Origin of the sequence: Bacillus sp. ISL-4 (genome assembly GCF_018613275.1) — a bacterium.
In the GTDB taxonomy this organism is placed as follows: Bacteria; Bacillota; Bacilli; order Bacillales; family DSM-1321; genus Peribacillus; species Peribacillus simplex_E.
This window is the reverse complement of record NZ_JAGGQN010000014.1, coordinates 116,250-138,599: the sequence shown is the minus strand read 5'-3', so window position 1 is coordinate 138,599 and position 22,350 is coordinate 116,250. Positions and strand designations below refer to the sequence as shown.

Below are 22,350 nucleotides of genomic sequence, written 5' to 3'. Positions count from 1 at the left end.
TAAAGTATCGGGAAGAGAGGGGCGAAACCAATTGATTAACATGATACCAATAATTCTTGATAATCATACATTCCTAGCCATTTCTGTCCGACTTCCCAAAACGAATTTACTTGCTGTCGCGTCCGAAAAAGGGTATATAATGTGCGGTGCGTTAGATGTTGGACTGCTGAATGATAAATTGAGAGATCGTAAAATCCTTGCAGGAAGGGCCACAGGAGTTAAATCGATTGAAGAACTATTGGAAGCGCCGCTTGAATCAGTTACCTGGGAGGCTGTGGAAAAGGGCATTCATCCAGGAATGATTGGTAAAGAGGCATTAATCAAAATGATTTGAAAAGGGGGGCTTTCTTTTTTCCAGAAGGGGGCCTTATTTTTTTTATCAAAGGAAATGCTGATATTTTTTCAATATGCGTTCAAACAGATTCTTTTATCAAAATATTTTCCGATAATCCTAATAAAGGAAAGAAACGGTTTGATTTATAAATGTTGAGTGGGGAAATGGAGTACAAGTATGAGGCTAGCTATTACAGAGTCCCTAAGAGCTGGAGCAAGGCTCCGTAAAAACATCTATAATGAGCGGGGCCATATCCTATTGTGCGAGGGTCTTACATTAACGTAGAAAATGATCAATCGACTGGTGTCCCTTAATATTCCCTTTGTTTACATTCAAGATTCCAGGACGGATGACATTATTCCCAAGCCCTCAGTGTCAGGGAAACTACGAAGAGAACCCATTAATACGATTGAAACCACTTTCCTGGACATGAAAAACAAATTGAACCTTACTGGGTCATTCACGTCAAGTTCACTCAAATAGTTTGGAACATCATGGGCGAGCTGAAAAGGAATAGAGAGTTAATGACTTTATTGGCTGACGTTTATACATACGATGACTATATCTTTACTCATTCCTTCAATGTGTCCTTATATACCCTGGCAATCGGGATGGAATTGAATATCAATGATAGGAATCTCGAAATTCTTGGGCCGGGAGCGATGTTACATGATGTCGGCAAAATGCTCGTGCCTTTGGAAATCCTCCATAAACCCGGTAAGCTGACGGAAAGTGAGTTTGAACAAATCCAAAAAAATGGCCGATTATGGATTCCATCTAATCAAAAATGTTCATACCGTTTCCCTTTTAGTTGCGAATTGTGCCTATCAGCACCATAAACGGTTAGATGGTTCTGGATATCCCCGTGGGATAAAAGGGGATGAAATCCATTATTCCGGCAAGATCATTGCCGTTGCCGATGTGTTTGATGCCGTGACTTCCAACCGGGTTTACCGTAAGGCCATGCTGCCGCATCAGGGATTGGAAGTCCTTTATGCCGGAGTCGGGAAAAAGTTCGACAATACGATCAACGAGGCTTTCCGCCGGTCGGTTGCCATTTATCCTAATGAACTATCCGTTGAATTGAATGATGGAAGGAAAGGGGTAGTATCCGCTCAGAACGAGGGGATAGGAGACCGCCCCATGATAAGGATTCTTGAAGAAGATGGGGAGCAAATCAAGGAGCAGTATGAAGTGGACTTGAATACAAACCTGCATTTGCTTATCATGAAATGTCTCAATATACAAGAACCAGCCTAACCTCAAGGATAAGCTGGTTTTTTCATTCCTTGTTTTCCTTCATGATGGGAGGTGCCACCGAACTGTTTCCGTTACTAAAATAACTTGGAACATCACCTTCGATCAGCAGGCTTCCGACTGTCACTTCCTGACTCACCTTGGTCTCCTTTGTGAAAGAGGGGATGACGATTTGAATATTGACATCAAAATCCACAATCAATTCATAATAAACATTATTGATGCCTGCGTTTGTCAGTTTTGTCCTCAAATCCGATTCAACATTTCCGATGACCGACATTTTCACTGGGATTTCAGGTCCGTAATTGGAAAGAAGGTTATTCCCGGTTACGACACCAAATGGTATATAATAGACCACACTTTTATATTGTTCATCATTTATTTTGGCTGAACCTGTTTTAAAAGGGTTTCCCTGTTTGATGCCAAGCTTTTTTTGAATATCATTCGTAATGTTAGCACGCAATTCACTGTATATGACCGGATTGAAGCTATAGGAAGAACTGGAGTCCTTATCACCCTTGTTATTGGTGATGATTTTGTTCATATCAATCTTCGCTATATTCTCATCAACTGATTCATGAATCGTTTCCGTTGCAATCCGTTTGATTTCATATTCGGCTACACTCATGATCACGGGTTCGATTGATTTGTCCACGTACCAAAGGGTCATGATGCTTGATATGATAAACAGGATAAATGAATAGAGAAATACTTTTCGGGTGGGAAGAGGCCCCTTTTTTCGGAATTTCTTCGTTCGAAATCTTTTTCGGAACACGCTTTAGCCCCCTTTACTAATAACTATGCATTAAGTTCAGGGGTTTATGTTCGAATCAAAAAAAAGCAGCGTAAAATTCACGCCGCTCACTTTTGCTTTTTAGCCAGATCTTTCCTTTCCCACATTCTTAAATAGGGGTAAGGGTCAAAGCTCCATTCTGTAATTCCGTTGTCTTTGTACATTCCGTAATGAAGATGGGGAGGGAATTTTCCGGAAGTTCCTGGAGGGCCGTAACCTGTACTGCCGACACCTCCGATGACTTGTCCGGGCTCGACGATTTGTCCGACTTTCAACCCTTTGGCAAAGCCGCTTAAATGAGCAAAGTAATGATAGGTATTATTTAAATCCCGTATCCCAATCCGCCAACCGCCGAATTTATTCCAGCCTTTCATTTCGATGATTCCATAGCTCGTGGAACGAACGGGAAGGCTATAATCCGCAAAAATATCAGTGCCCTCATGGATTCTCCTTCCGCCCCATCCGCGAGCGCTTCCCCATGTATTTAAGTACGTATAATGAGTTCGTACTGGAACCGGAAAGGCCTTTTCATGTAGATCCAACCGGCCATATTTTTTATAAATCTCGGCATTGCCGATAATGATGCTGACGGCTTTATCTCGTTTATAATAATCCCACAAGCCGATCCGGATATTATCTTCATCAGCACCATAAGATTGGAGATGCTTCGAAAAAGCATACAATCGATCTGTATCATTAGTGATATCAGCTTTGCCATCACCATTTCCATCCTGGCCCAACCCATCAAAAAATGTGATCGTGAGCGGGTTCACGTCGTTTAAGTCAGGATTGAGGGCCCCGCTCCACTTTGAAGGCTCGATGTGGATGCCTATCAAACCCTTTGCCGGCTCTAAATCCCTTCGTGCAGCCCTGAGGCTGTGCTCATATTGATCAACTCCAGCAAGGTAATACCAGGGGATTTGGATGGTGGCCTCCATATTTTTATATAGCTCCATTCTCCCGGCATATACATCTGGGGTATCGGCAGCAATAGCCGCTTGGCCTGGTGCATTCAAAATAAACAAACAAGTTATGGTAAGAAGGAATAATTTTTTCAACGGGGCAGGCTCCTTTCATGACATTTTCCGTATTTAAAAGACATCAGTCCATCCATCTTTTATAGTTTTGCTGATTTAGCTATAAACATGAAAAATAAATAATGGGAAACCAACTATAACTTGTATAAATGCTTTTTTATTGTTAAAGTAGGGTGTGTTAATTTCTATAGAATGGAGTGGCATTTTCATGTCTTCTACAAATAAAGAAATTCTTCGTAAACCAGATTGGTTGAAAATAAAGCTTAATACTAACGAAAATTACCTCGGTTTAAAAAATATGATGCGCGAGAAAAATCTTCATACTGTCTGTGAAGAGGCAAAATGTCCGAATATTCATGAATGCTGGGCAGTGAGAAGGACGGCTACTTTCATGATCTTAGGTGAAATCTGTACAAGGGCTTGCCGTTTTTGTGCTGTTACAACCGGACGTCCGAATGAATTGGATTGGGCTGAACCGGAGCGTGTTGCCGATTCCGTTGTTTTGATGAATTTAAAGCATGTCGTCATTACAGCTGTTGCCCGTGATGATTTAAAGGATGGAGGCGCTGAAGTTTTTGCTGAAACGGTCCGTGCCATCCGACGCAAAAATCCATTTACATCAATCGAAGTATTACCGTCTGATATGGGCGGGGTGTTTGAAAATATCAAGACTTTGATGGATGCTAAACCAGATATCCTGAACCATAATATAGAGACTGTCAGAAGTTTATCCGACCGTGTACGGGCTCAGGCCAAGTACGAACGTTCATTGGAGCTTTTAAGAAGAGCCAAGGAACTGTATCCGGAAATCCCGACAAAGTCCAGTTTAATGGTAGGTTTGGGTGAAACTCGGGAGGAAATCCTTGAGACCATGGATGACCTACGGGCTAATAATGTGGATATCATGACGATCGGCCAGTATTTGCAGCCGACTAAAAAGCATTTAAAGGTGCTGAAATACTATACGCCTGAGGAGTTTGCCGAGCTGAAGGAACGTGCGTTGGAAAAAGGCTTCAGCCATTGTGAATCCGGCCCGCTTGTCCGTTCATCCTACCATGCGGATGAACAGGTTAATGCTGCGGCAAAAAATAAGCAAAACAAAGGTGAAAAATTATTGAAATAGAGTGAAATAAAGGACCGAAAAATTCGGTCCTTTTTTATTAACGGTTATCCATTTTTTGATGGATGTTATCGTGATGATCTCTTTTATCGTTAACCATTTCCCCGTTTTCATTTTCTTCGTCACTCATTTTGTACCCTTGAGGCGATTTCAGCATTCTTTTGATGGTTTGTTCGATCGTATAGTCTATCCCTTTGCTGCCTGATTTCAATGTAGAGAAGTTCTCGACATCTTGGGCAAGGGTTTGATAATCATCACTGACGTAGACATGATAGTAGCGAGGCACGACGGACATGGCAGTGCGTTTGACTTGGTCTGCGGTTTCCGTCCGATCCTTGGCATTGGTATCATATACGACAAGCACTTCCTCATCAGTAACGAGGGTAGCGGCATCATTGACATTTGGAATCTGAACACTCAGTTTAGTTATGACATCAGAAAGTTGTTCACGGTCAATGGAAGCAGCTTTGTTGGAAATGTTACGGCCATCAATGGTTGCACTATTAGTGCGGGTAAAACCGAAATCATCACTTTTATTGTCATTATTACGATAATCCTCATCATAATATTGAGTTGGATTATTTACGTTTGTTGGGTTACCGGGATGGTTTTTTGCACCCATCCCCTGATCTTTTGCTTTATCAGCACATCCGGTTAGTGCAATAATCGAGCTTAAACCTATCGTTATTATTGTTTTTTTCATCAATAACACCCCCGTAACTTTAGGATGAACATATTTCTCTATTTTTCGCTTAGTAATTGATGGGGAATCAGTTATAATTTAAAGAAGGAATGTATATATGAGAGGTGAAAACAATGATTAACATCAATAACATGACCTATGAAATAATTGAGAATGAAAGGGAAGGCTATAACGAAGAAGCGTTTAAGGCCAGATACAGTGAGATTTTAACGAAGTATGATTATATAGTAGGGGATTGGGGTTACGGGCAATTGAGGCTGCGTGGATTTTTTGATGATAATAATCAGAAAGCGACCTTTGATACGAAAATAAGCACGCTTAGTGAATATTTATATGAATACTGCAATTTTGGCTGTCCTTATTTCGTCGTGAAGAAAATAAAGAAATAAAAAGGCCAGAATTCACTCTGGCCTTCCGTGTTAAGAGCTACCATATCCTTTATATGGAGGCTGTTCATCTTTTTCTGAATCATCATGTGTCGGATGAGCACCAGGATATTGTCGAGGTAAATCTTCGTGCAACGATTTATTTTCATAATTAAAGGCACTTTGATATCGTTGCCCTTCCTGCCACGGGGTGTTTTTATTCTGAACTGGTGCATCTTTTGCTATGGCTGATCCAAAAGGTCCTTCGGGAAATTCTTCAGGAATTAAATAATCCCTCTGTTTTTCGACATTGGAAAAATCGTGATATTCTTCTTTGTCCAAGATAATCCCCCCTCATGTAATCGATCTTACATTCAGTAGGTTTCCCGTTTAAGATAAAAAACTTCAGCACTCAGACGATTTCCATTAAAAAGTGACGCAGTTCTTCGGCTTCCGCTTCTGATAACTGAAAGGCATGCTCAAGATAGCCTTCCTCTTCTAAATCATCAGGCCCAATAATCGCGAAACGGTTACTCTGCATATTTAAAACAAGCTTCTTTCCATAAAAACGATCGGTAGTCGTAATGGCCAAATCGAATCTTGATTCCTCTCCCATGAAGCTTATGAACCGGGTTTTTGAATCAACGACGTCATTGTATAAATAAAAACGATCTTCCATAGTATCATTCCCTTCTTAACTTCACATTTGTAGTTCCATCATAACAAAGTGACTTCAATAGGGGAACAGACATTTTACGGGGCCTCTGCCTGAGAACCTCGTCGCTCCTCATGATGCTCCGGCAATCATTAGCGTTCATCGATTAAATGAAAATGGTAAGAATATAAATGGGATCGTGAATTGGATTTCTTGGAGTTGCTGTCGGGAAATGCACCTATAGAAAATGGCAATGTGTAACACACCCGCTTCTGTTAGTTATTGGATGGTACAATGGTTGTGGTTGAAGGAATTGAGAGAAAGGGAGAAGCTATGGTATTATCAAGGAATAAGGTTGGTTCGGCACAGGGTTTTAACTATGCCGCTTATTCAACCAATGATTCCCTATATCATCTTAGATCAGAAAGGATCTGGAAAAAAATGTACTTTGTAGACCGCCAAAAGATTGAACAAATATTAGGTTTTCTTGAAAAGCAGCTTGGACTTTTTGAAGGGCATGATAATTGGGATGGAGATCTTTCGGAACTTATCGCTGAAAGGCTCATACAAACTTCCATCGATTCCGTGTTGGACGTAGGAAATGCGGTAATTGATGGTTTTATTATGCGTGATCCAGGAAGTTATGAAGATATTATCGATATCCTTCAAGATGAAAAAGTCATTTCTGAAGAAAAAGCGATACAATTCAAAAAGGTCTTGCCACTAAGGAAAATGTTGGTTCAAGACTTCATTGAAGTGAATCACACAGAACTGCATGCCGTATTTTCGGAAAATATCGAGGCATTCAAGCAATTCCCGGATTTGGTGAGGAACTATTTAACAAATGAATTGGGACCTGTATCAGCTTTTAAAAACTAGCAGCGTTAGGAAGGCGAATTCAAATGAAGTCGTATAAAGGATATTTAATTGACTTGGATGGCACCATGTATCGCGGAACTGAACAAATTGCGGAAGCGGCAGGGTTTATTAATGACTTAAGGAAAAGGGATATCCCTTATTTATTCGTCACCAATAATTCATCTCGGACTCCGGCACAGGTGGCGGATAAATTGAGAAGCATCGGCATATCGACGGAAGATGACCAGGTTTTCACGACAAGCATGGCCACTGCCAATTACATAGCTGAACAAAAGAAAGATGCATCGGTTTATGTGGTAGGTGAAGAAGGCATCATAGAGGCTCTTAAGGAAAAAGGAATGAAGCTTGAGGAAGAGCATCCAGACTTTCTGGTAATGGGCATCGACCGCGGGGTCAATTATGAAAAGTTGTCAAAAGCCTGTCTTGCTGTAAGAAACGGAGCTGTTTTCATTTCGACCAATGGTGATATTGCCATTCCCACTGAGCAAGGCCTTTTACCGGGGAATGGTGCCTTGACCTCCGTAGTTTCCGTTTCGACCCAGGTACAGCCGATTTTCATTGGAAAACCTGAATCCGTCATAGTGGAGCAAGCTCTAAGAGTATTAGGGGTACCTAAAGAAGAGACAATCATGGTTGGAGATAACTATGATACAGATATCCTTGCCGGCATCAATGCAGGGATCGATACACTGCTTGTACATACTGGCGTAACGACAAAAGAACGCTTAAAGCAATATAAGGAGCAGCCGACGCATGTGGTGGACACCCTCGACTTATGGCGCTTCGAATGAAAAAAACCAGGCCTGCGAATGCAGCCCTGGTTTTTTTATGTCGTGAATATCATATGTTTACTATTCCGCATTTTCGGTTCTATGGGCAAGCCGGCTTGAAGCTGCAGCTGCAATTGCCCCAACGATATCATCTAAAAAGGTGTTCACCTTACCCGTGCTTTTATCGTTTAAATATTTTAAGATACCCGGCTTTTGTTTATCGATGAAACCATAATTGGTAAAGCCGATGGATCCATAAACATTCACAATTGAAAAAGCCAATATTTCATCGACCCCATATAGGCCTTCATCTATTTCAATGATGCTCTGCAAAGGCTCCTCGAGCAGTTTTTTCTCAGCTAGAATATCCAACTGAATGCCGGTAAGGATGGCATTTTGGACCTCGCGTTTTGAAAGGACCCGTTCGACATTGTGAAGGCAATCGGACATTTGGAGATTTTCATGGTAGCCAGATTGCAAATACATGACAAGCTCAGCGATATCCTCCAATTTCACTCCTCGTTCGATTAGCCATTTTCGAGCCGTTTTCTCAGACATTGATTGTTCAATATTAGCCATGTCATCACCCATTTCTCTATATTAAGTTCTAATGCACGTAGTTTGATTTGATTAAACGTTTTGATTGGAATTTCTAATAAGGTTTCGATAATCATTCAGAAAACGGGTTATTCCACATATATATAAGTTTATGATGTCCAATATTTCTATTATATCCATTTGATGAAGGGGGCCATTCCATGATAGAAGAAATCATTTTTAATAATTATGGTATACAGGTGGAGCTTGAAGAAGCCAATGTCAGGTTTCCAAGCTTCCGTTCAGGGAATATGGTGTACAGTATCGTTCCCATTGAAAATATGGAGCAGGAGGAATTAGTGGAACGTTATAAAATGTCTCAACATCTGATTTCACAAGGTGATCGTCACGTATCCGCCTTTGTCCTTGCCAATCATGGAAGCTATGTTTCGGAAGCGGATGAACAATTATTCATCCTTCTTGCCAATCAAGCATTGGAAGGTCCGAAAAATTTCAACCCAGGAAGACGTCTGGCAAGATTCCATCAGCGTGGGAGAACGATTAATGATACGATTCGAACATGTTCAAGGATCGGTAAATGGAAAGAACTCTGGGAACAAAGGATCGATCAGTTAGAAAAGATTTGGCGGGATAAGCTCAACGCCCATCCTGATAACCAGTTTGAAAAATTATTTATTGAAACCTTTCCCTATTATATGGTCCTAGGTGAAAATGCGATTCAATATTTAGTCGACACGGAAATCGATGATACCCCACAAATTGTCGATAGTGGAACGGTATGTTATGAACGTTTTTTACATGATACCTGGAAAAGCAATAAGTGGATGAAAAATCCGTTCGATTGGGTATTTGACCACGGAACCAGGGATGTCGCGGAATGGGTGAGGGAACATTATTTTCAAAATGTGCATACCCATCAGCGGGGAATTGCCCATTTCTTTCACGAATATCAGTCCATAGAACCGTTCTCCAGCTTTTCGGCCCGGTTATTATATTCGAGGATGCTATTTCCCATTCATTACTTTGAAACTGTGGAAGAGTATTTTTCAAAAACGACGGAATCAAGGTCGAACCAATTGGAGGATAAAATATCTTCGATCACGAAATCCTCCCAACAATATGAGTCCTTCCTCAAACATTTTTATGAATTGGCAGAGGTCCCTGCCAAGCAATATGATTTGCCTAAAATTGACTGGATTTAGATAAAAACAGGAAAGAAATATGATTCATCCTTACTTACTATGTTATGATGATAACAAGATTTTTTAGAATAATTAGATATTTAATCACTACGGAAGGATGGGACCATGAAAAGATTGATGATGGCCGCCCTTATAGCCCTTTTAATCTTCCAAACGGCAAATCTTGCGAAAGCTGAAACGAAAACAGGCTGCGAAGCAACTCAATTCAAGATTGTCATGAAGTCTGAAGCGGATGTGAAAGAAAAGGCGTCGGCTGCAAGTAAAACGTTAAAAACCTATAAGAAAAATAAAGAATTATCGGCAAGTGGAAGAACTGGAAGCTGGTATAAGGTCTGTCACTCAAATAAGACCGCATATATCAATATGGCAGATGCAAAAGAGGTTTTCAGTTCCGGTGAAAAAGCCATTTTGAAGAAATTCGATGGGAGAAAAGGCGTTAACCAAGTTGTATCTGTGACAGGTAAAGCGATGAGTGATACGAAGGTCACGATCCAAACTTATGAGAAGAAACAAGGGGAATGGCGCCGGGCATTGAAGAAGATGGAGGGTGTCATTGGGAAGAACGGCTTCACGAAGAGCAAAAAAGAGGGGGATGGGAAATCCCCGGTCGGGATTTATTCATTTGGTACGGCCTTTGGAAGCGAAACGAAGCCGGCGGGAGTGAAAATGAGTTATAAGAAAACGACCAATTATGACTACTGGATTGATGATCAGACATCCACGGATTATAACAAGTGGAAAACCTATAAAGGAAATCCTGCAGGTAAATGGAAGTCTTTCGAAAGGATGAATCATGAACTCTATAAGTATGGGGCAGTCATCAATTATAATACGAATCCCATCGTAAAAGGAAAAGGAAGTGCAATCTTTCTTCATATATGGAGAGGGAGTACAAAACCGACGGCTGGATGTACAGCCACGGCCGAAAAGAATGTCGTCAGTTTACTGAAATGGATGGATCCCGTGCAAAAGCCACATATTGTAATGGGGACAAATGATTCATTGAAGAGCGTTAAGTAATAATGACCAAAATGGTTTCCCATAAAAAATTTAGCTTTACCCGTTCTTACTCGTTCAAGGGATGGACGAAAAAAGTTCGTGCATCCATCTTTTCTAACTATTGATAATTATATGAATTAAACTTATAATGTCTACTATACAAATACAAACGTCTTCTTCAGGCAAACAGTTTTTAAGGGGGAACCAAAATATGAAAGCCATCTCGATCGGTTTATTGGGGTTAGGTACAGTTGGATCAGGAGTCGTACAAATCATTGAAAGCCATCAGGACAAGCTCATGCACCAAGTGGGCTGTTCCATATCCGTTAAGAAGATACTAGTCAAAGACACGACGAAGGAGAGGCTTGTCGAGATCGATAAAGGTATGTTAACTGACAATCCTGAGGATATCCTTTCGAATCCCGAGATTGATGTTGTAATAGAAGTGATGGGTGGAATCGAAGAAACACGCGGTTATCTAATAGAGGCAATAAAGAATAAAAAGCATATCGTTACGGCCAATAAAGACCTAATGGCTTTATATGGACCGGAATTGCTGGAATTGGCCACCGAGAATCAATGTGATTTGTTCTATGAAGCAAGTGTTGCAGGGGGAATTCCGATTTTACGCGGACTTGTGGATGGATTATCTTCTGACCGCATCACGAAAATGATGGGAATCGTCAATGGTACGACAAACTTCATTTTAACGAAAATGAGCAAGGAAGGCAGAGCTTATGATGACGTATTGAAGGAAGCTCAGGAGCTGGGATTTGCTGAAGCCGATCCGACTGCCGATGTAGGCGGTTTGGATGCGGCCCGTAAAATGGCGATCCTTTCCACACTCGGGTTCTCCATGAACATTGGCTTGAATGATGTTGAGGTACAGGGCATTACCGAGATATCCGAAGAGGATTTGAGATATAGTAAGAAGCTTGGTTATACAATGAAATTGATCGGCGTCGCTTCGAGGGCAGGGGATAGAGTCGAGGTAAGTGTCCAGCCTGCACTTCTTCCTGAAGCACATCCGTTAGCATCGGTAAATAATGAGTATAATGCTGTATACGTTTATGGGGAAGCCGTAGGGGAAACGATGTTTTACGGACCGGGGGCTGGCAGTCTTCCTACTGCGACTGCAGTCGTTTCGGATATGGTGACGGTCATCAAGAATATGAGGCTGGGCGTAAATGGCCGCAGTGCCGTTTCACCTCAGTACCCGAAACAATTAAAAGATGCGACTGAGATTTTCGCTAAGTTCTTCATTCGATTACATGTTCAAGATGAAGTTGGCGTTTTAGCCAAAATCACGAATTTATTTGCCGAGCATGGGGTAGGGTTCGATAAAATCCTTCAATTGCCTCTGGATGAAAAGGAATCTTCCGAAATCGTATTGGTTACGCATACTGCCACAAAGGCTGCATTTGAGCAAATAATACAGAAATTAAATGATTACAATATGGTAAGAGAAGTGAAAAGCACATACAGAGTTGAAGGAGAGGACATCAAATGAGCTGGCAAGGACTTATAAGCACGTATAAAGATTTTTTACCCGTTAATGAAAACACACCTGCACTAACCCTTTTGGAGGGGAATACACCTTTAATCAGACTGAATCGATTATCCGAAGAGTGGGGAATCGACTTACATGTAAAATACGAAGGGGCAAATCCAACTGGGTCGTTTAAAGACCGCGGAATGGTCATGGCTGTCGCCAAAGCGATAGAAGAGGGCAGCGACACGATCATCTGTGCTTCCACCGGGAATACATCAGCAGCTGCAGCCGCTTATGCGGCCCGTGCCAACCTGCGCTGTATCGTTGTCATCCCGGAAGGTAAAATAGCCATGGGCAAGCTTGCCCAAGCCGTTATGTATGGAGCGGAAATCATCTCGATCGAAGGGAACTTCGACCAGGCTTTAACAATCGTCCGTTCACTTAGTGAGAGCTCACCGATAACTCTTGTGAATTCGGTCAACCCATACCGGATTGAAGGGCAGAAGACAGCGGCATTCGAAATTTGTGATGCTCTTGGCTCCGCACCGGATATTTTGGCGCTTCCAGTCGGGAATGCGGGTAATATAACTGCTTACTGGAAAGGGTTTAAAGAATATAACGAATCGAAACAAACGGGCCTTCCTGAAATGAGAGGGTTCGAAGCTGAAGGTGCGGCTGCAATTGTCCGGGATAGCATCATTGAAAATCCCGAAACGATTGCAACAGCCATCCGGATTGGAAATCCTGCAAGTTGGAACTTTGCTGTGGAAGCAGCAAATGAATCCAAAGGAAAAATCGATGAGGTGACAGACGAAGAAATTCTGGAAGCCTATCATTTCCTCGCTAAAAAAGAAGGGGTATTTGCAGAGCCGGCATCATGTGCTTCCATTGCAGGTATCTATAAGCAATTAAAAAGCGGTGAAATCAAAAAAGGAAGTAAGATTGTTGCTGTATTGACTGGAAATGGATTGAAAGATCCGAATGTGGCAGTCGATACAAGCACGATTCAACCGACATTGCTGCCAATGGATGAAGAAGTCATTTTAGAACATCTGCAGGGTGTGAAACAGGCATGAGTGCGGAATCAGAGATGTTCTTGATCCGTGTGCCAGCAAGTACGGCCAACTTAGGACCAGGATTCGATTCCATCGGCTTGGCGCTAGGTCTTTACTTGGAAATACACGGATCTTCATCAGATCATTGGGAAGTCGTTCCACTTTCAGAGGAAATGTCTGTTTTTCCAAGGGATGATCGTAATTATATCGTCCAAATTGCCAAGGAAACGGCGGCTTCCTACGGAAAGGAACTATCCCCATGCCGTCTTTTCGTCTCTAGCGAAATTCCACTGGCGCGGGGTCTTGGAAGCAGTGCCTCTGCCATTGTGGCAGGGATTGAATTGGCGAACATCGTTGGTGAACTTCATTTATCCGATGAGGAGAAGAATAGGCATGCTTCCCTCTTTGAAGGGCATCCGGATAATGCGGGGGCATCTGTGTATGGTGGATTGGTTGTGGGCCTTCATACGGAGGAAAGAACGGATGTCGTGTCGTTTCCGATCGAGGGAGTTAAGGTGATTGCTGTCATTCCCGATTTTGAATTGCTTACCGAGGATTCAAGAAATGTCCTTCCGAATTCTCTATCCTATAAAGATGCAATAAACGGAAGTGCAGCCGCAAATGTTTTGCTGGCAGGAGTTCTATCTAAAGATTGGAAGCTTGTAGGTGAAATGATGCAAAGTGATCGTTTCCATCAACCATATAGAGCGGAGTTGGTCCCGCATTTAGAGCTTATAGAAGAAGTTGTCCTCAATGAAGGAGGATTTGGTGCAGCCCTAAGCGGAGCAGGTCCAACTGTTTTGTGCTTGGCATCCGCAGAAGAAAGCGAAAGTCTGCTCACTGGATTGAAGGAAAAATTTCCGGAATATCTTGTGAAAGAATTGGAAATAGATAATGATGGAAGTTATACGGCAATCCTTTCAGAACAGGAAAAAAAGGAATTGAAATTTTTGAAATCGTAAGCCATACTTCATTTACTGTCCATATAAAAAAGCTGACTCGCGTCAAGCCGTATCAATTCATTTGATAGGGCAAAAGCCGAGTCAGCTTTATTTTTTATTACAGTCCAGGAAAAGTTCCGGCCTGCATGAAAAAAGGTTGAACGTTTATTGATGAAGTGATCCTTCATCAATACGCTGCATGTTATTTAAAGGGCTATTAGAAAACTTGTTCAACTTCCACTACACCAGGGACTTCTTCAAGAAGGGCACGCTCAATCCCAGCTTTTAGCGTAATGGTCGAACTAGGACAGCTTCCGCAGGCTCCTAGTAATCGTAATTTTACAATTCCATCTTCTACGTCAACTAGTTCACAGTCACCGCCATCACGAAGAAGAAACGGACGAAGTTTATCTAGGACTTCTTGAACTTGAACTTCCATTGTTTGTTCAGACATTGCAATCGACTCCTTTCCTAATCATATTATAAAGCGAAGGTAGTAAAAAATCCAACTGTAACTTTGCGGAAATATAATCTATATTATTCTGGTATGATGGAAACAGGTGAAGTTTTTAAACATTATTCAAAATGAAGCAAATATACTAAAATGAAGGAGGAAGAGTATGGTAATGAAAGAAATTGAGATAGAAGTGTATGGAGCGGAGCAAATTTGCGCGAGTTGTGTGAATCTCCCTTCTTCGAAAGATACCTGTGAGTGGCTTGAAGCCGCTTTAACGAGAAAGTTTCCTGAACAGAAATTCACAATATCCTATATAGATATGTATAATCCACCAGAAACGCTGAAGCAAAAGAACTTTGCCGCGAAGATGATCGAAGAAGATTTGTTTTATCCACTGGTCCTCATCGAAGGTGAAATCATTGCAGAAGGAAATGTGCGTCTCAAAAAAGTGGTGGAAACGATGGAAAAATACGGATATACGATGCAAGTGTGATATATAATGGAAGAAATAAGAAAAACTGGCCCATGAGCTGCATGCAGCTCATTGGGGCCAGTTTATGAAATGTAGGTTGGAATCAACCGTTATGGTATTTATACATCCAGAGAATGCCTGATTTCATCAGGCGTGCCACTCTACCGGTGATTGGGCGATTTGCAACAAGACCAAAACCTTGTTTCTTCCCAAGGGAACCTAATGTTCCTTTTAATTTCATTGTAGGGAAGCTTTCCGGAAGTGGTTCATTTGCCCATTTCTTCACAAGAACTTGGACGATTTGCTCAGCTTGGGACTCCGCTAATTGAGCACTTGGTGCATGAGGCAGGCTCGCACAGTCGCCGACAACAAAGATGCTGTCATCATTAGGAAGGAAATGCTGAGGAGTCAGAACTGCTCTTCCTTGACGGTCTTTTTCAATATCCATATCGCGGATGATCTTACTTGGCTGAATTCCAGCTGTCCAAACGATGACGTCGCTTTGAACGGCTTCGTCGCCATTATAAAGAAGGTTTGGCTCAACTTTCGTTATATTTGAATGATGGACGATTTCGATTGTATGTTTATCGAACCATGATTCAACAAAAGTACTTAATCTTTCTGGGAAAGCAGATAGAATATGCGGTCCACGGTCGAATAGCTTAACGTTTAAATCTGAACGGCTTTCAATCAATTCACTTGCAAGCTCAACACCACTCAGTCCGCCACCAACGATAGAAACGGTTGCACCGGCACCTAAATTATTCAAAGCTGAATATGTGCGGCGTGATTTATCGATAGTTTGGATACTGAAAGTGTGTGTGTCTGCACCAGGAATATCGTGGTATTTATCTTCGCAGCCAAGGCCAATGACTAAATCATCATAAACGACAGGATCTTGATTTTCTATAATGACTTGTTTATTTTCCATATCGATGGAAAGTACTTCTCCGTATACGTTCTTCAAGCGAGGATGTTCAGGAAATGCAACACGGATGTGCTGATCTGGAATGGTACCTGCTGCTAAAGCATAATATTCCGTTTTTAAGCAGTGATAAGGATTACGGTCGATAAGTGTGATGCTCACATTTTCAGGAAGCTGATTAGGCAGCAATCTTTGCAACATGCGCATACCACCATACCCGCCACCAAGTATGACTAGATTCTTCATATGATTTTTCCCCTTTATATGATCTCTTGAAAATTTGACAAGCATTTAACTATAGGATTCCCCCAAATGGTCCCCTTTAAAGTGTAAATAAATATATATACCCCAATTAGTAACAAGAATAAAAAATTAGATAATTTTCTTTTTTTACGTACCCCGACAAAAGTATAACGAATATAAAAGGAAATCACAACCGATATCTTGAAATCGGCTGATTTTTTATGCGTAAATATTGACTGTATATGGGAAAAGTAATAAGATGATTTGTTAGTAACTGTGAGGTGAAACAATGTACCCGATTATTGAATTTTGTGTAAGCAATCTGGTCAGTGGCGCTCAGGAGGCTCTGGAAAGATTGGAGCGGGATCCGAATTTAGATATCATAGAATATGGTTGTCTGGGATATTGCGGTAGGTGCTCCAGTAACTTATATGCTCTTGTAAACGGTGAAGTGGTTTTTGGTGACACAACGGATGAATTGGTGGATAAAATATATAAGTATATTGATGAATATGAAATGTTCTAATCATCAATGGCGAATTAAAAGGCTGTTCCTCGATGGAACAGCCTTTTTAATTATCAGTTTTGCAGCATTAGTATAAACTAATTTTTTGGTAAAATAGGTGGGGGAATATGAATATTTTCAAGCTGAAAAATTGAGCGTGGGAATTTCTTTGGTATATACTATAAAGAGAAATAGTTCTATCTCACATATCAGAAGAAGGAGGGATTTATTGTGAGTGAAGTTGTTCAAATAACGGAAGCTGCCGCTTTTCAGATAAAAGAAATGATGAAACATAATGGCGAAGAGGGTTCATTTTTAAGAGTGGCCGTTAAAGGCGGAGGCTGCAGCGGATTATCCTACGGAATGGGTTTTGAACAAGAGCCTGGAGATAAAGATAGCCAGCTGGAACAGTTTGAAATTAAGATCCTTGTTAATGCCGAGGATGCAGATATATTGAATGGAACGGTAGTTGATTATAAACAAACGATGATGGGCGGAGGCTTTACGATCGAAAACCCAAATGCTATCGCTTCATGCGGTTGCGGGTCTTCCTTCAAAACGGCAAAAAACGCCGGTACGCCGGAGAACTGCTAAGAAACTCCATTACTTTGGAAAAGGGGGGCACTTTAACAAGTGCTCCCTAAGTTTGTTTTGACAAAAGGGTTCAGGATGGTCTCATCCTAAAACAGACTAGGTTATCCTACATGGTTTTTTACTGTTAAACTTATTGGATTGAAGAAATTTGCGACACTCCTGACGAATAACTGGCTAGCCAAGACCCCACAGACGCTTGCGTCGAGGAGGCTTGGCAGACAGTCGGCGGAAAGGGAGCGGATTTCTGAAATCAACTAAAACGATTTTAAAGAAAAAACTGTAGGCAAACTCGCTTTCCTTGAATGTGTTTACAGTCTAGTCAGGGGGCACTTTAACAAGTGCCCCCTTTTTTTATGCTTATTTGCTGCTGCCTTAAATATTGTACAGGGCCTCTTTGATTGGGAGGGTGCCGCTGAAAATCTCGAAAATTTTATTGAATGTTTTTTCCTTTGTGACTGATTGGGAAAGAACGGCGGCGACATCGGCCCTTGGAATGGACTTATTAATATGATCCACTTTCTCATCCGCAAAGATTTTTCCGATGGCTTGTTCATTTGTTAAAGTAACCGGCCGGACAATCGTGTATGTCAGCCCGCTTGCTTTTAAATGTTCATCGGCATCATGCTTTGCTTCGAGATAATGGCGCATTCCTTCTTGGGCTTGTTCCGGATTATCAGAACCGACAGAGCTTAACATGACAAAACGTTCGATACCCTTCTTCTTGGCGGCATCAACGAGTTTAATGGCTCCATTCTTATCCACAGCTGTCGTTTTATCCGGCCCTGTTTTTGGTCCAGATCCGGCGGCAAAAATGATGGCTTCCATGTTATCCACTGCTTTATCCACATTTCCCTCTAAATCTGCAAGGATTGGATGCCCGCCGAGTTCTTTTATCGTTTGAGCCTGTTCCTCTTTGCGGATCATCCCGTATACATTCATTTGCGGATTTTTTGATAATTCCCCAATGATCTGTTTTCCGGTCGTTCCGTTGGCTCCTACAATTAAAATATTCATATATGTGCATTCCCCTTTCATGGCTTATCCTACTCTTTACCCTTAGATGACAAGGATAAGCACTGTGGATAACTAATGGAAATAAGTTATCCACAATCATCGAATTGGGGACAACAAAAAAACCCGGCTGTGAAAGCCGGGTTTTTGCGTGATTTTAAAACATGGAAGAGCTGTGCATGGGCTGAACTTTGGCTTTTGGGTCAATATATTGTTTGGCGTGATTGACGGCAGTGGGTGCCTCACCAAAACCACTTGCAATCAATTTTACTTTGCCATCATATGTTGCAATATCACCTGCAGCATAAATTCCCGGGATATTCGTTTCCATTCTGGAATTCACCAAAATACTGTTCTTCTGGATATCGAGTCCCCATTCCTTAATGGGACCAAGGGAAGAAACGAAGCCGTAGTTAACGATGACTGCATCTACCTCCATCGTCTCTGTATCTTCACCATTTGTATCCTTGATGACAATTGTATGGATCCGTCCGTCTGTACCAATCAACTCTGAAGGTATGTATGGAGTCTTTATTTCAACTTTTGAATTTTTAAGTGTTTCTACACTATGTTCGTGGGCACGGAATTTATCCCTTCTGTGTATGATGCTCACTTTCTCGGCGATAGGCTCCAGCATCAGGGCCCAGTCCACTGCTGAATCTCCACCTCCGAAGACCACCACTTTTTTGCCGGCAAAATGATTGAGGTCATCGATGAAATAGTGAAGGTTACTGCTTTCATATTTTTTTGCATCATCAATTTCGATGCGGCGGGGTTGGAAAGCCCCATTTCCAGCTGTGATGATAATCGTTTTGGAGTAATGGATTTCTTTATCAGTCGTTAACTTGAAAACTCCATCGGCTTGCTTTTCCACTTCTTGAACGGCCTGCTCCAGGACAACATCCTGCTCGAACTTTGCCATTTGTTCCTTCAAATTATTCACTAGCTCCTGAGCGCGCACTTTGGGGAAACCAGCGATATCATAGATGTATTTCTCAGGATAAAGGGCCGACAATTGTCCGCCTAATTGTGGTAGGCTCTCGATGATTTTTACGGATGCCTGTCTCATTCCCCCATAAAATGCAGTGAATAATCCAACTGGGCCTCCGCCAATGATGGTAATATCATAAACTTTTTCATTAACTTCCAACGTTATCCCTCCGATATACTAGGTTTGCTGAAATTTATTCTCTTATTTTAACATAGATGATCTTTTAAAAAACGGGTAAAGTTAGAAAAGTGAGAAAGTTTTGACTATATATAGGCAGTTTCATGATGAATGTTCTTTATTCTCTTTCGAAAGTGGGTAAAATTACTCTTTACCAATGTTAAGCATATCGTATAAATATGGTTCGGAACCGGGTGAAAAGTAACGCTTTTTGGCTTTATTTTAACCCCGAAAAAGTTCGGTTTGTTACTTGAAAAAGGTATGGAAAAAGACTAATATTTACTTATACACAATTTGGTAAAATTTTTATGAATTTTTTATGACATTTATGAAGTGTTACGTGAAATACGTCACAAATGTATAAGAGTGCTTTTTATAATGGAAATTAATAAGATAGACAATATATTTTAGTTATGGAAAGCATCACAAGAAAATATCGTAAAGGTGGACGAATACTTTTGAAAAAGCCAACTATCGTTGTTTTGGGAGCAGGTTATGGTGGATTGATGACTGTTACTCGCTTACAGAAGGCATTAGGTCAAAATGAAGCAGAAATCGTATTAGTTAACAAAAATGATTACCACTATGAAACAACATGGCTGCATGAAGCATCCGCTGGAACTCTACATCATGATCGTGTGCGCTATCCAATCAAAAGTGTCATTAACAGCAAAGTTAAATTCATCCAGGACTCTGTTTTGGAAGTGAAAACAGAGAACAAAAAAGTCATCCTTGAAAACGGCGAAATTTCTTATGATTACTTAGTGATTGGACTTGGACCAGAATCGGAAACATTTGGAATCCAAGGGCTAAAAGAATATGCTTTCTCTATCTCTAACGTGAACACTGCACGAAAAATCCGTGACCATATCCAATTGCAATTCGCCACGTACAGTACTGAGGTCGAGAAGAATGAAGACCGCTTGACGATCGTTGTTGGAGGAGCAGGATTTACGGGTATTGAATTCCTTGGCGAATTGGCTAACCGTGTCCCTCAACTTTGTAAAGAATACGACATTGATTTCCAAAAGGTCCGTATGTACTGTGTGGAGGCAGCACCAGCCGTCCTCCCTGGCTTCGATCCGGAATTGGTGGATTATGCAGTATCTTACCTTGAGAAAAAAGGTGTGGAATTCAAGATCGGTACACCAATCAAGGGGGCTACTCCCGAAGGCATCATCGTGGCAAAAGGCGAAGATGAAGTGGAAGAAATCAAAGCGGGGACCGTTGTATGGGCAGCTGGCGTACGTGGAAACTCCGTGATAGAGGCTTCCGGTTTTGAAGCTATGCGCGGACGTATCAAAGTGGACCTTGACATGCGGGCACCGGGTCATGACGATATTTTCATTGTGGGGGATTGCGCTTTGATCATCAACGAGGAAATTAATCGTCCATATCCACCTACTGCCCAAATCGCTATGCAGCAAGGTGAGGTCATTGCGAAGAACCTGACTAAATTGGTTCGTAATGAAAGCGACCTTGAAACGTTCACTTTCGAAAACAAAGGAACGGTATGTTCACTTGGTGAAGACAACGCGATTGGTGTTGTATTCGGCAAGAAAGTTACAGGTAAGACTGCATCATTCATGAAGAAAATGGTTGATAACAGAGCATTGTTATTGATTGGCGGAGCTTCCCTTGTTGCAAAAAAAGGTAAATTCAACGTCCTTTAATTTTTCCGGTATATAAATAATGGCCATTTGGGGATTGTCTCTGAATGGCTTTTTCATTGGAATCTCATCTATCGATGAGTGTGTCATAGTGGAGTATGCACTTTTCTTAAGTGGAACATAATGGGGAGTCCTTACCTTTGGCACTGTTTGGAGTTTACACTAATTATAAAGAATGTGGGGGAAGTGGATTTTGGTGGAACGATGCAAAAATGTTTGGCTGGCAGTGTCCGGCCTTGTGATATCTGATAAAGGTGAGTGGCTGGTCGTGAATAAAAGGTATGGCGGATTGAAAGGGCAATGGTCGCTTCCGGCAGGTTTTGTCAAAAGTGATGAAACCGTCGATGAAGCTGTTGTAAGGGAAGTGTTGGAGGAGACGGGTATTCAAACAGAAATCGAAGGCATTGTAGGAATGAGAAGCGGAGTCATCAAAGGGGATATAAGTGATAATATGTTGATATTTTTACTTAAACCGGTCAGTTTTGAAGTAACCGCTCAATTGGATGAATTATATGAAGCTAAATTTTATGACCCTGATTTACTCATGCAGGAGGGGAAGCAATCTTTACTATTGGAACAGCTTTTAGCTTTTAAGAAGGAAAGAATGCAGACGATGCTTGACGGGTTGAACCCGGGAGATCAATTTGGATATACATCATATAAATTATTCATGTGATTTGGGTAATTATCTTTTCTTCGGCATTATTTGGTATAAGTCGTTGACGCAGCAATTATTTTTTCAGTAAACTAAAGGTGTCGCTTTTAAGGAGGGTCAAGAATAACATGCCATTGCCTGTTTTAATTATCTCAATACTCTTATTTTTCATATTGTTTTTCGGAATTGGCTTTTTGCTGAATATGCTCTTTCGTTCTTCGTGGATCATGGTCATCTTATTTCCAATCGTCTTCATCATCATTGTCAATGAAACAAAGCTAATAGAATATTTTAGAAATCCGGGAATCTCTTTTTCCAATCTTGGAACGAGCCTTACATCCCTTCATACGGCAGACATCATTATTTTATCAAGCGGGCTGCTTGGCGCGGTTTTAGCGGGTGTGGTCATCAGGATTCTAAGGAAAAAAGGATATCAAATGTTTTGATAATGGAAAGGGCCGTCATTTATGGACGGTCCTTTTTTGTAAGA

General features: G+C 41.3%; 27 protein-coding genes and 1 pseudogene. 18 read left to right on the top strand and 10 right to left on the bottom strand.

Going from position 1 to position 22,350, the window contains the following annotated elements; translation table 11 throughout:
• The first annotated feature begins 31 nt into the window (after positions 1-31).
• The 3 genes from J7J00_RS13305 to J7J00_RS28030 all read left to right on the top strand — a co-directional run bounded on the left by J7J00_RS13305 (position 32) and on the right by J7J00_RS28030 (position 1,594).
• Positions 32-334: a YunC family protein gene (locus J7J00_RS13305; protein WP_034310161.1), complete on the top strand. Its 303-nt coding sequence runs from the start codon at positions 32-34 to the stop codon at positions 332-334.
• 494 nt (positions 335-828) lie between these two features.
• Complete coding sequence (locus J7J00_RS28035; protein ID WP_286201331.1) at positions 829-1,173, top strand: HD-GYP domain-containing protein; 345 nt, start codon at positions 829-831, stop codon at positions 1,171-1,173.
• The gene (locus J7J00_RS28030; protein WP_286201330.1) at positions 1,091-1,594 is read left to right on the top strand and encodes an HD-GYP domain-containing protein; all 504 of its coding nucleotides are present in this window, start codon (positions 1,091-1,093) and stop codon (positions 1,592-1,594) included. Before J7J00_RS28035 ends, J7J00_RS28030 begins: the two co-directional genes overlap by 83 nt.
• Before the next feature lie 22 nt (positions 1,595-1,616).
• On the opposite strand, the gene yunB is transcribed toward J7J00_RS28030, so the two are convergent.
• Positions 1,617-2,366, bottom strand: a complete 750-nt coding sequence (gene yunB, locus J7J00_RS13295; RefSeq protein ID WP_214791237.1) for a sporulation protein YunB — start codon at positions 2,364-2,366, stop codon at positions 1,617-1,619.
• An 86-nt stretch (positions 2,367-2,452) separates the two neighbouring features.
• Complete coding sequence (locus tag J7J00_RS13290) at positions 2,453-3,442, bottom strand: M23 family metallopeptidase (RefSeq protein ID WP_396020541.1); 990 nt, start codon at positions 3,440-3,442, stop codon at positions 2,453-2,455.
• Positions 3,443-3,629: 187 nt separating this feature from the next.
• On the opposite strand from J7J00_RS13290, the gene lipA reads away from it, so the two are divergent.
• Entirely contained in the window at positions 3,630-4,544 is a 915-nt protein-coding gene (gene lipA, locus J7J00_RS13285) for a lipoyl synthase (RefSeq protein ID WP_214791235.1), read from the top strand.
• 37 nt (positions 4,545-4,581) lie between these two features.
• Here the strand turns inward: lipA and J7J00_RS13280 are convergent, their stop codons facing one another.
• Positions 4,582-5,244: a YhcN/YlaJ family sporulation lipoprotein gene (locus J7J00_RS13280; protein WP_214791233.1), complete on the bottom strand. Its 663-nt coding sequence runs from the start codon at positions 5,242-5,244 to the stop codon at positions 4,582-4,584.
• A 113-nt stretch (positions 5,245-5,357) separates the two neighbouring features.
• Between J7J00_RS13280 and J7J00_RS13275 the strand changes: the two genes are divergently transcribed.
• The gene (locus J7J00_RS13275; RefSeq protein ID WP_076368161.1) at positions 5,358-5,633 is read left to right on the top strand and encodes a YutD family protein; all 276 of its coding nucleotides are present in this window, start codon (positions 5,358-5,360) and stop codon (positions 5,631-5,633) included.
• A 30-nt stretch (positions 5,634-5,663) separates the two neighbouring features.
• Here the strand turns inward: J7J00_RS13275 and J7J00_RS13270 are convergent, their stop codons facing one another.
• A complete protein-coding gene (locus J7J00_RS13270) occupies positions 5,664-5,951 on the bottom strand; it encodes a cytosolic protein (protein WP_286201329.1) in 288 nt (95 codons plus the stop codon).
• Between the two features lie 70 nt (positions 5,952-6,021).
• Positions 6,022-6,288, bottom strand: a complete 267-nt coding sequence (locus tag J7J00_RS13265) for a DUF3055 domain-containing protein (RefSeq protein ID WP_098371475.1) — start codon at positions 6,286-6,288, stop codon at positions 6,022-6,024.
• A 258-nt stretch (positions 6,289-6,546) separates the two neighbouring features.
• On the opposite strand from J7J00_RS13265, the gene J7J00_RS13260 reads away from it, so the two are divergent.
• Positions 6,547-7,143 carry a DUF86 domain-containing protein gene (locus tag J7J00_RS13260; RefSeq protein WP_309487165.1) on the top strand — a complete coding sequence of 199 codons (597 nt, stop codon included), beginning with the start codon at positions 6,547-6,549 and terminating at the stop codon, positions 7,141-7,143.
• A gap of 23 nt (positions 7,144-7,166) precedes the next feature.
• Positions 7,167-7,934, top strand: coding sequence for a TIGR01457 family HAD-type hydrolase (locus J7J00_RS13255; RefSeq protein WP_214791231.1), 768 nt, complete (start codon positions 7,167-7,169; stop codon positions 7,932-7,934).
• 60 nt (positions 7,935-7,994) lie between these two features.
• Here the strand turns inward: J7J00_RS13255 and J7J00_RS13250 are convergent, their stop codons facing one another.
• Positions 7,995-8,492 carry a phosphatidylglycerophosphatase A family protein gene (locus J7J00_RS13250; protein WP_286201328.1) on the bottom strand — a complete coding sequence of 166 codons (498 nt, stop codon included), beginning with the start codon at positions 8,490-8,492 and terminating at the stop codon, positions 7,995-7,997.
• 179 nt (positions 8,493-8,671) lie between these two features.
• Here J7J00_RS13250 and yutH point away from each other — a divergent pair, with 179 nt between their 5' ends.
• From yutH to thrB, 5 genes are all read left to right on the top strand, one after another.
• On the top strand, positions 8,672-9,673 hold the full coding sequence (gene yutH, locus J7J00_RS13245) for a spore coat putative kinase YutH (RefSeq protein ID WP_098371472.1): 1,002 nt from the start codon (positions 8,672-8,674) through the stop codon (positions 9,671-9,673).
• A gap of 105 nt (positions 9,674-9,778) precedes the next feature.
• Complete coding sequence (locus J7J00_RS28025) at positions 9,779-10,693, top strand: L,D-transpeptidase family protein (protein ID WP_286201327.1); 915 nt, start codon at positions 9,779-9,781, stop codon at positions 10,691-10,693.
• A 190-nt stretch (positions 10,694-10,883) separates the two neighbouring features.
• Positions 10,884-12,182 carry a homoserine dehydrogenase gene (locus J7J00_RS13235; RefSeq protein ID WP_214791227.1) on the top strand — a complete coding sequence of 433 codons (1,299 nt, stop codon included), beginning with the start codon at positions 10,884-10,886 and terminating at the stop codon, positions 12,180-12,182.
• Positions 12,179-13,240: a threonine synthase gene (thrC, locus tag J7J00_RS13230; RefSeq protein ID WP_063234042.1), complete on the top strand. Its 1,062-nt coding sequence runs from the start codon at positions 12,179-12,181 to the stop codon at positions 13,238-13,240. The genes J7J00_RS13235 and thrC overlap by 4 nt, the downstream gene beginning before the upstream one ends.
• Positions 13,237-14,181 (top strand): homoserine kinase, encoded by a 945-nt coding sequence (gene thrB / locus J7J00_RS13225; RefSeq protein WP_214791225.1) that lies wholly within the window; start codon positions 13,237-13,239, stop codon positions 14,179-14,181. The genes thrC and thrB overlap by 4 nt, the downstream gene beginning before the upstream one ends.
• 196 nt (positions 14,182-14,377) lie before the next feature.
• Here the strand turns inward: thrB and J7J00_RS13220 are convergent.
• Positions 14,378-14,599 (bottom strand): annotated as a pseudogene (locus J7J00_RS13220) (NifU family protein); the annotation flags it as partial.
• 181 nt (positions 14,600-14,780) lie between these two features.
• Between J7J00_RS13220 and J7J00_RS13215 the strand changes: the two are divergent.
• Positions 14,781-15,110: a YuzD family protein gene (locus tag J7J00_RS13215; RefSeq protein WP_214791222.1), complete on the top strand. Its 330-nt coding sequence runs from the start codon at positions 14,781-14,783 to the stop codon at positions 15,108-15,110.
• Positions 15,111-15,192: 82 nt separating this feature from the next.
• Here the strand turns inward: J7J00_RS13215 and J7J00_RS13210 are convergent, their stop codons facing one another.
• Entirely contained in the window at positions 15,193-16,260 is a 1,068-nt protein-coding gene (locus J7J00_RS13210) for an NAD(P)/FAD-dependent oxidoreductase (protein ID WP_214791220.1), read from the bottom strand.
• 286 nt (positions 16,261-16,546) lie between these two features.
• On the opposite strand from J7J00_RS13210, the gene J7J00_RS13205 reads away from it, so the two are divergent.
• Together J7J00_RS13205 and J7J00_RS13200 are read left to right on the top strand one after the other, a co-directional pair.
• Entirely contained in the window at positions 16,547-16,783 is a 237-nt protein-coding gene (locus J7J00_RS13205) for a YuzB family protein (protein WP_214791218.1), read from the top strand.
• Between the two features lie 210 nt (positions 16,784-16,993).
• Entirely contained in the window at positions 16,994-17,356 is a 363-nt protein-coding gene (locus J7J00_RS13200) for a HesB/IscA family protein (RefSeq protein WP_214791215.1), read from the top strand.
• 372 nt (positions 17,357-17,728) lie between these two features.
• Here J7J00_RS13200 and J7J00_RS13195 read toward each other — a convergent pair whose 3' ends face one another.
• Positions 17,729-18,370, bottom strand: a complete 642-nt coding sequence (locus J7J00_RS13195; RefSeq protein ID WP_214791213.1) for an SDR family oxidoreductase — start codon at positions 18,368-18,370, stop codon at positions 17,729-17,731.
• Between the two features lie 154 nt (positions 18,371-18,524).
• Positions 18,525-19,517, bottom strand: coding sequence for an NAD(P)/FAD-dependent oxidoreductase (locus J7J00_RS13190; protein WP_214791211.1), 993 nt, complete (start codon positions 19,515-19,517; stop codon positions 18,525-18,527).
• Between the two features lie 476 nt (positions 19,518-19,993).
• Between J7J00_RS13190 and J7J00_RS13185 the strand changes: the two genes are divergently transcribed.
• From J7J00_RS13185 to J7J00_RS13175, 3 genes are all read left to right on the top strand, one after another.
• Positions 19,994-21,208 (top strand): NAD(P)/FAD-dependent oxidoreductase, encoded by a 1,215-nt coding sequence (locus J7J00_RS13185; RefSeq protein ID WP_214791209.1) that lies wholly within the window; start codon positions 19,994-19,996, stop codon positions 21,206-21,208.
• Between the two features lie 190 nt (positions 21,209-21,398).
• Complete coding sequence (locus J7J00_RS13180) at positions 21,399-21,881, top strand: NUDIX domain-containing protein (RefSeq protein ID WP_286201326.1); 483 nt, start codon at positions 21,399-21,401, stop codon at positions 21,879-21,881.
• Positions 21,882-21,988: 107 nt separating this feature from the next.
• A complete protein-coding gene (locus tag J7J00_RS13175) occupies positions 21,989-22,306 on the top strand; it encodes a YuiB family protein (RefSeq protein WP_098371461.1) in 318 nt (105 codons plus the stop codon).
• The last annotated feature ends 44 nt before the right edge of the window (positions 22,307-22,350 follow it).